The 8,295-nt window shown below is 66.4% G+C and carries 6 protein-coding genes; 4 read left to right on the top strand and 2 right to left on the bottom strand.

Features of this window, described 5'->3' with window-relative positions; all coding sequences use genetic code 11:
• Positions 1-329 precede the first annotated feature (329 nt).
• Positions 330-1,811, top strand: a complete 1,482-nt coding sequence (locus tag AO716_RS04900) for an aldehyde dehydrogenase family protein (protein ID WP_055239848.1) — start codon at positions 330-332, stop codon at positions 1,809-1,811.
• On the opposite strand, the gene AO716_RS04895 is transcribed toward AO716_RS04900, so the two are convergent.
• Positions 1,774-3,774, bottom strand: a complete 2,001-nt coding sequence (locus AO716_RS04895) for an FAD/NAD(P)-binding protein (RefSeq protein WP_055239847.1) — start codon at positions 3,772-3,774, stop codon at positions 1,774-1,776. The two genes, AO716_RS04900 and AO716_RS04895, sit on opposite strands and share 38 nt — an antisense overlap.
• 64 nt (positions 3,775-3,838) lie before the next feature.
• Positions 3,839-4,024 carry a hypothetical protein gene (locus tag AO716_RS04890; RefSeq protein WP_055239846.1) on the bottom strand — a complete coding sequence of 62 codons (186 nt, stop codon included), beginning with the start codon at positions 4,022-4,024 and terminating at the stop codon, positions 3,839-3,841.
• Between the two features lie 340 nt (positions 4,025-4,364).
• Here AO716_RS04890 and AO716_RS17425 point away from each other — a divergent pair, with 340 nt between their 5' ends.
• The 3 genes from AO716_RS17425 to kdpB are packed head-to-tail and all read left to right on the top strand — an operon-like array spanning position 4,365 to position 8,283.
• On the top strand, positions 4,365-4,454 hold the full coding sequence (locus tag AO716_RS17425) for a potassium-transporting ATPase subunit F (protein WP_160317906.1): 90 nt from the start codon (positions 4,365-4,367) through the stop codon (positions 4,452-4,454).
• Entirely contained in the window at positions 4,454-6,115 is a 1,662-nt protein-coding gene (gene kdpA / locus AO716_RS04885; protein WP_055239845.1) for a potassium-transporting ATPase subunit KdpA, read from the top strand. Before AO716_RS17425 ends, kdpA begins: the two co-directional genes overlap by 1 nt.
• Before the next feature lie 2 nt (positions 6,116-6,117).
• Positions 6,118-8,283, top strand: a complete 2,166-nt coding sequence (gene kdpB, locus AO716_RS04880; protein ID WP_082413332.1) for a potassium-transporting ATPase subunit KdpB — start codon at positions 6,118-6,120, stop codon at positions 8,281-8,283.
• The last annotated feature ends 12 nt before the right edge of the window (positions 8,284-8,295 follow it).

Below are 8,295 nucleotides of genomic sequence, written 5' to 3'. Positions count from 1 at the left end.
GCCGGTCTCTGAAGTCCTGGTTGTAGCTGTAAGGGAAAGTTCTGGGCATCACATCGCTCCTGCAAAATCAGGGCGTTGCACTGACCATATGACTCCACCGGGCCCAAAGCGACGTTTACTCCCCGAAGGTTTCGGCAGCCAGGCCCAAAACGCTTATCTCCCCGAAGCTTGAAGGCCCCGGCACCGAGCCAGGTTCCGCACCGCGGTCATGCACCGGCTGGAACGGACCAAACAGGCCAAGATTCCCGGACCAAACAGGGAACAAGAAGTAAGTATGCTTGGTTATACCCGGCATCGTCAGAAACGTACCCTCACAAAGGAGAACGCCCATGACCGCCGCCAACCCCGCAGCATCCGGCTGGATCCCGGCCAAGCAGTTCATCGCCGGAGAATGGCGCGAAGGCCGTTCACACAAAGCATCCCCGGACACGAACCCCTACACCGGCGAAGAACTCCTGACCCTGCAGCTGGCCTCCAGCGAAGACCTCGACGATGCATACCGCAGCGCGCAGGAAGCCCAGCCGGACTGGGCCGCCACTCCCCCGGCCGAACGCCGCCGCATCTTGGAGCGTGCCGCCGACATCCTGGAAGAACGGCGCGATGAAATCGCCGCCTGGCTCGCAGCTGAATCCGGCAGCACAGCGGTAAAGGCCGCGATCGAGATCGACTCGGCAACTGCCATCACCCGAGAATCTGCGTCCTTTCCCCACCGCGTCCACGGCCAGATCCTTGATTCCGATATCCCCGGCAAGGAAGACCGCGTCTACCGCGGCCCGCTCGGCGTCGTCGGCGTCATCAGTCCCTGGAACTTCCCGCTCCACCTCTCCCAGCGTTCCGTGGCACCCGCCCTTGCACTTGGCAACGCCGTCGTTCTTAAGCCGGCAAGCGACACACCGGTCACCGGCGGACTGCTGATCGCGAAGATCTTTGAGGAAGCCGGGCTGCCGGCCGGCGTGCTGAGCGTTGTTGCCGGTGCCGGTTCAGAGATCGGCGATGCCGTCGTGGAGCACCCCGTCCCGTCCTTGATTTCGTTTACGGGCTCGACGGCGGTGGGCAAGAACGTAGGCGCCCTCGCCGCGAGCGGTGACCACCTCAAGTACACGGCGCTTGAACTCGGCGGCAACGGCCCGTTCGTGGTCCTGGCTGACGCCGATGTGGACCAGGCCGTCCGTGCCGCGGTAATGGGCAAGTTCCTGCACCAGGGACAGATCTGCATGGCAATCAACCGGATCATCCTTGAGGACTCCATCCATGACGAGTTCGTGGAGAAGTTCACCCAGCACGTACGGTCATTGCCCGTGGGCGATCCCTCGGATCCGAAGACCGTGATCGGCCCGATCATCAACGCCAAGCAGCTCGAAGGCCTGGAAACCAAGATCAACCAGGCCAAGGAAGAAGGTGCTGAAACCGTCCTGGAAGGCAGCACCAACGGGCAGGTCCTCAGCCCGTGGATCTTCACCGGCGTCACCCAGGACATGGAGCTGGCACGCGAGGAGATCTTCGGCCCGATCGCAGGCATCCAGCGCGCACACGACGCCGCTCATGCACTGGAACTGGCCAACGCCACCCCGCAGGGCCTCTCCGGCGCAGTCTTCACCGCCTCAGCCGAGGGCGGGCTGCAGTTCGCCCGGAAGCTGCAGGTGGGCATGGCCCACGTGAATGACATGCCTGTCCATGATGAAGTGCACGTAGCCTTCGGCGGGGTGAAGAACTCCGGCCTGGGTCGGTTCAACGGCGAGTGGGCCGTCGAGGAGTTCACTCAGGACCAGACAGTCACGCTCCAGCACGAACCGCGTCAGTACCCGTTCTAGCGGGCTCCTGCCGGTCCCGGGGCAGTCCGGGGCCGGCCAGGAGCGCCGCAGCAATGTCATCGGCGTCGCGCAGGGTCCGGGAACCGGCTGAGGCCGGGGCTCCGGATTCCGCGGCGATCGCGGTGCCCCATTGCACCGAGGAGAGCTGCAGGCCCAGGACGTAGAGGTTCTCCTGGGGTTTGCCCTTGACGTCCAGCGGACGGTACGGCGGCAGTGAAACATCCAGCCCCGGCGTAAGGACGGGCGTGCCGTTGGGCGCCATCATCACCTTGGGCCGGGCTTCCCCGCGGTGCAGCAGATCCGCCAGCAGTGGTGAGAGCGTTGCGTTGACCCGGTTGGGCGGCATCATCGCCTCCACGAGGGTGGTGGCCGCGTACTCACCTGCTACCCAGGGAGAAGACGCGGTGAAGACGGCGCGGGCTTCATCGACGTCGAAACGCGGGTCCGGACCCACAAAGTGGACCAGCCCTGCGCGCACCAGGGCGGCGAGCTGTTCGATCCGTTCCGGCGGCGGCCCGGAGGCCAGCCCCTCCACCAGGGGTTCAAACCAGCCGCGCAGTTCAGTGAGCCAGGATTCCTCCGCCAGTCCGCCGTCGGCCACTACTGCCTTCAGCAGGGAACGGCCGGCGTTCAGCGCACCGATGGCCATCTTCAGCGGGTCGTCCTCGCCCTTCGCGGAGCCGGCAGCGTCGTCCTCCAGATAGCGCAGGATTTCTGCGTCCAGGTCCTCGGGACCGGCGAACGGACGCCGGCCCAGCGGCTGGGCCAAAGCTTCCAGGCTGGCCCGCTGGTCCGACGGCACGCAGCGCGCCAGGACTTCTTCCTTTGCGGCATCCCAGTCCGGGCCGGCCACATTGAGCGCGGCTTCCAGCTCAGCGAGGAAGTCGTCAGCCGGGATTGTGAGGCAGTCCGGGGTGGTCCGCGCCAGGGTTGAGTAGTAAGCCCACACGGCATCGCGGTGCAGCAGCGGCCAGAGGTCGTGGTCGAACCCGGGCTGGATGCCTTCCGCGGCAAACCTCCCGGCAGTTTCCTGGGTAAACCAGCGCAGGGTCACGCTGCGCGGCACATAACTCTCGAGTTTTGCCTTGGCACGGTACGGGGTGCCGCGGCGCGAGGCGGCCACCAGCACCGGTTCCCGGCCGGAAGGCTCGTAGCGCAGGGCACGGCCCGCGGGCTCCCCGGTTGGCACAAACACTCCGCCGCGGCCCAGGGTCACATGCGCCATGATGTCAAAGAAGTTCAGTCCCAGGCCGCGGACCAGCACAGGTTCCCCGGCGGGCAGCACGGAGAAGTCCGCGTCCGAGGGAACGGCCGGGGGCAGGTACTGCAGCCCCAGCCGGGAGGCGGCATCGCTAAGCCGGTTCTGCTCGGGCGTGAGGGCTGCCGGCAGATGGCCCAGGGCGAGGACCACGGCGTCCGCAGCCAGCGGGTCCTCCCCCGCCAGTTCAATGACAAACCCGGTGCCCAGACGCTGCAGCGACAGGGCTTCGGCCCGGTGATGGACAACGACGGCGCCCGCCTGGGCGGCAGCATCCGCCAGATGCGCGTAGGTCCATTCCAGATACCTGCCGTACAGGGCGCGGCTGGGGAAGTCGGCAGGGCCAAGGCAGGCGATTTCCTCCCGGTCCCCGGCGCTCAGCGCAGGTGCCGGGTCCTGGGCCATCAGGCGCACCCACTGTCCCAGCGAGAGCCCTGTGGCTGAGGGAGCGAGTTCTTCGGCTGTCCGCCCAGCGGGGACCACCGTAGGGAAAAGGCAGGGGGTGTTCATCAGGAACTGCCGGGACTGGCTGGTCCGCCACACATGCCCGGGCCCCGGGTTGAACGGATCAACCATGCTGACCTGCAGCACAGGCCGGTCCGCAGCCGGCAGTTCCAGGTAGCGGGCAAGCAGCCGGTCAAGGACCGAGACACCGCGCGGACCGGCACCGATCACGGCAACGCGGAGGGTTTGGCCTTTGTCCATCCTTCTAGGGTATCCGCCGGCCAGCGCTGACCTGCGCGGACCTTTGTCCCGGACCAGGTCCGGCTCATGCGAACGTCAGGAATACAAACACTGCCGCCACGAACACTCCCAGGATCCAGAACCAGCGGTTGACCCGTTTGCGGCCCTGGACATCCTCCACCGGGATACGTGAGCCGCGGAAGATGAGCACTATCAGGATCACGGCGGCGATGATCCCGGCCAGCGGGAGCAGCAGGGTGAGGATCGACACGATGACTCCAAGGGGAAACTAGCGGCTCCGGGTGCGGAAAACACTACGGGCTGTGCCATGCCCCGCGGAACGGCAGCACCGGCCAGCCGACCTCCCAGGGCCCGAACCGCAGGGAATTCGTTATGGTCTGCCTGCCTGGCGTTAGGAATCCGTGAGGATTCCCCAAACACCCCGGCACGGGGTTTCTACTCGTTTCGGCGCTTGACGGCGCCCTCCTTCCGGACCGGTGGGAGCACGAACGAGTTTGTTGGGGGCACCCCTTGCTGGATGTACTGATAGTCGCGGGAACGGCGGCGTTCTTCGCCGGACTGGCCCTGCTGGCCCGGGCGGTGGAGAAGCTGTGAACGCCTTCGACTACGCTGCGCTGATCCTGGCTGCCGTCTCGGCGGTCTACGTGCTGGCTGCACTCCTGCGGCCGGAGAAATTCTGATGGCGGGCTGGCTGGCGCTCGGCCAGTTCCTCGCCGTCGCCCTGTTCCTTGCCCTGGTACACCGTCCACTGGGCGACTACATGGCTCATGCCTATACCTCGCAGAAGGACCTGGCTGCCGAACGCGGCGTGTACCGGGCGCTGGGCGTCGCCCCGCGCTCGGGGCAGCCCTGGCAGTCCTATCTTCGGTCGGTCCTGGTGTTCTCGGCGCTGGGTGTGCTGGCGCTCTATCTGCTGCAGCGGCTCCAGCCGCTGCTTCCAGCTTCCCTGGGACTGCCCGCTGTTCCGGAGGGCCTGTCCTTCAACACCGCGGTGTCCTTCGTAACCAATACCAACTGGCAGTCCTACTCGCCCGAAGCCACCATGGGCTACGCCGTCCAGGCCACGGGCCTGGCGGTCCAGAACTTCCTGTCCGCCGCCGTCGGGCTCTGCGTGGCCATTGCCCTGGTGCGGGGCTTCGCTGGCCGCGGGGCCGTGACCATCGGCAATTTCTGGGTGGACCTGACCCGGTCCCTCACCCGCATCCTGCTGCCGGGTGCGGCAGTGGGAGCCGTGATTCTGCTGCTGGGCGGGGTCATCCAGAACTTCACCGGCTTCACCGAGGTTTCAACCCTGGCCGGAGGCACCCAGAGCATCCCGGGCGGCCCGGTGGCCACGCAGGAAGCCATCAAGCTGCTGGGCACCAACGGCGGCGGATTCTTCAATGCCAACTCCGCCCACCCGTTCGAGAACCCGAACGCGTTTACCAACCTGGTATCCGTACTGCTGATGCTCATTCTCCCGTTCTCGCTGCCGCGCACATTCGGCACCATGATCGGCGACCGCCGGCAGGGGTACGCCATCCTCGCCGCCATGGCGGGCATCTTCATGCTGTCCGTGGCGGCCATGACGGCGTTTGAGTTAGCTGCTGCGGACGGGACCGCCGGTGCCATGGAGGGCAAGGAAACCCGCTTCGGCGTCGCCGGCTCCACTCTGTTCGGCAGCACCAGCACCCTGACCTCCACCGGTGCCGTGAACTCCATGCATGACAGCTTCGGAGCCCTCGGCGGCATGATGGCCATGCTGAACATGATGCTCGGCGAGATCGCCCCGGGCGGGGTGGGTTCCGGGCTCTACGGCATGCTCGTCCTGGCCGTCGTCGCGGCCTTCATTTCCGGGCTGCTGGTCGGCCGGACCCCCGAGTACCTGGGCAAGAAGATCGGTCCGCGGGAGATCAAACTGGCCTGCCTGTACGTGCTGGCCATGCCCGCGCTGGTCCTCGCCGGCACCTCCCTGAGCTTTGCCCTGCCCGGCATCCGGGCGGAAATCGAAGAGACGTCCATGCTGAACACCGGCCCGCACGGCTTCAGCGAGGTCCTTTACGCGTTCACTTCCGCAGCCAACAACAACGGTTCGGCCTTCGCCGGGCTGACTGCCAATACGCCGTGGCTGAACACTGCGCTGGGCCTGGCCATGCTGCTGGGCCGGTTCCTGCCAATCATCTTCGTCCTGGCGCTCGCCGGGACCCTGGCCGCGCAGGGCAAGGTCCCGGTAACGGCAGGGACCCTGCCTACCCACCGGCCGCAGTCAGTGCTGATGCTCAGCGGCGTCACCGTGCTTGTCACCTCCCTCACTTTCTTTCCCGTACTCGCGCTGGGTCCCCTGGCAGAAGGACTGATCTGACCATGTCCATCATCACCAAACACCGCCGCCCCCAACCCGGGAGCGCAAAGGCGCCCATTGCCCCGCGGCCGGCAGCCGCAGCAGGCTTCTCCTGGCGCCAGGCCGCCGCGGCCTTCCCGCTGGCCCTGCGCAAACTCGACCCGCGCCGCATGTGGCGCACCCCGGTCATGTTCATCGTGGAGGCCGGAGCGGTCCTCATCACCACCGTGGCGGTGTCGGAGTCCTTTACCGGCGTCTCCCCCAGCTCCGGCGGGTCATCCGTGCCGGAGGGGTTCACCTGGCTGGTCGCCCTCTGGCTTTGGCTGACCGTCCTCTTCGCCAACCTCGCCGAGGCAGTTGCTGAAGGCCGCGGCAAGGCACAGGCAGCTGCCCTGAGGGCCACCCGCAGCACCACTGCCGCCAGACGAATCCGCGGTTATGATCCTCAGTCCGATCCCGCCGCGCTCGGCCCCGTGGAGGACGTTGCCTCAGCCGACCTGCGGCTGGACGACGTCGTGATTGTAAGCGCGGGGGAAGTGATCCCCGGCGACGGGGACATCATCCACGGCATTGCTGCCGTGGATGAGTCCGCGATCACCGGAGAATCCGCCCCGGTAGTGCGCGAATCCGGCGGCGACCGGTCGGCAGTCACTGGAGGCACCCGCGTGCTCTCGGACCGGATCATTGTCCGCATCACCAGCCGTCCGGGAGAAACGTTCGTGGACCGGATGATCGGACTGGTGGAAGGCGCCAAGCGGCGGAAAACGCCCAACGAGGTGGCCCTGGACATCCTGCTCTCCACCCTCACCCTGGTCTTCCTGCTGGTGGTGCTGACGCTAAACCCGATGGCCTCATACGCCGGCGCCACCATCAGCATTCCGGTTCTGACCGCCTTGCTGGTCTGCCTGATTCCAACGACGATCGGCGCCCTGCTCTCTGCCATCGGCATCGCGGGAATGGACCGCCTGGTGCAGCACAACGTGCTGGCCATGTCCGGCCGCGCCGTCGAAGCCGCGGGCGACGTGACCACCCTGCTGCTCGATAAGACCGGCACCATCACCTACGGGAACCGGCAGGCGGCCGAGTTCATCCCCGTGGCCGGAGCGGACGCGGAGGAACTTATCCGCACCGCAGCATTGTCTTCGGCGCTCGACCCCACGCCGGAAGGCCGCTCCATTGTTGATCTGGCGGCCTCCCGCGGAGTCGTTGCCACGGCTCCTGCGGACGCCGAAGGTATTCCGTTCACTGCGCAGACCCGCATGAGCGGACTGGACTTCGCGGACGGGTCCAGCATCCGCAAAGGCGCCGGCTCGGCGGTCATCGACTGGGCCGCGGAAAGCGACGGAGTTGAGGTCTCCGTCCTGGCCGACCTCACCTACCGGGTAGACACGGTTTCCGCTGCCGGCGGCACCCCGCTGGTGGTCGCGGAACGGGACACCGCAGGCGTGTCCCGGATTCTCGGCGTCGTCTACCTGAAGGACGTGGTGAAACAGGGCCTGAAGGAGCGCTTCGCCGAACTGCGCCGGATGGGCATCCGCACGGTGATGGTCACCGGAGACAACCCGCGCACTGCCAAGGCGATCGCTGCGGAAGCCGGGGTTGATGATTATCTTGCTGAAGCCACTCCGGAAGACAAGATCGCCCTGATTCGCCGTGAGCAGGATGGCGGACGGCTGGTAGCGATGACCGGGGACGGCACCAATGACGCCCCGGCCCTGGCCCAGGCGGACGTCGGTGTCGCAATGAACACGGGAACCTCCGCGGCGAAGGAAGCCGGAAACATGGTGGACCTGGATTCGGACCCCACCAAGCTGATCGATATCGTCCGGATCGGCAAGCAGCTGCTCATCACCCGCGGTGCCCTGACCACGTTCTCGATCGCCAACGACGTCGCCAAGTACTTCGCGATCATTCCGGCAATGTTCGTGGGCCTGTTCCCGGGGCTGGAGGTCCTGAACGTCATGAACCTTCATTCGCCTGCCTCCGCGATTCTGTCCGCACTCGTCTTCAACGCCGTCGTCATCCTGGCGCTGATCCCGCTCGCCCTGCGCGGAGTAAAGTACCGGGCCACCGGTGCCGCCGCCGTCCTCAACCGCAACCTGCTGGTCTTCGGCGTGGGCGGCGTGGTGGCCCCGTTCCTGGGCATCAAACTGATCGACCTCGCCGTCTCCCTGCTTCCCGGCTTCTAGAACCAAAGGACT

The sequence above is a fragment of the Arthrobacter sp. Edens01 genome (assembly GCF_001307035.1).
Taxonomy (GTDB): domain Bacteria; phylum Actinomycetota; class Actinomycetes; order Actinomycetales; family Micrococcaceae; genus Arthrobacter_B.
Note: the sequence above shows the minus strand (reverse complement) of the source record. Positions and strands in the feature narration are given on the sequence as shown.

Bases quoted from the DNA above. Each gene is read 5' to 3' on its own strand.
- AO716_RS04900 (WP_055239848.1), top strand. From the start codon at position 330: ATGACCGCCGCCAACCCCGCAGCATCCGGCTGGATCCCGGCCAAGCAG.
- kdpA (WP_055239845.1), top strand. From the start codon at position 4,454: ATGGCGGGCTGGCTGGCGCTCGGCCAGTTCCTCGCCGTCGCCCTGTTC.
- kdpB (WP_082413332.1), top strand. From the start codon at position 6,118: ATGTCCATCATCACCAAACACCGCCGCCCCCAACCCGGGAGCGCAAAG.
- AO716_RS04895 (WP_055239847.1), bottom strand. From the start codon at position 3,774: ATGGACAAAGGCCAAACCCTCCGCGTTGCCGTGATCGGTGCCGGTCCG.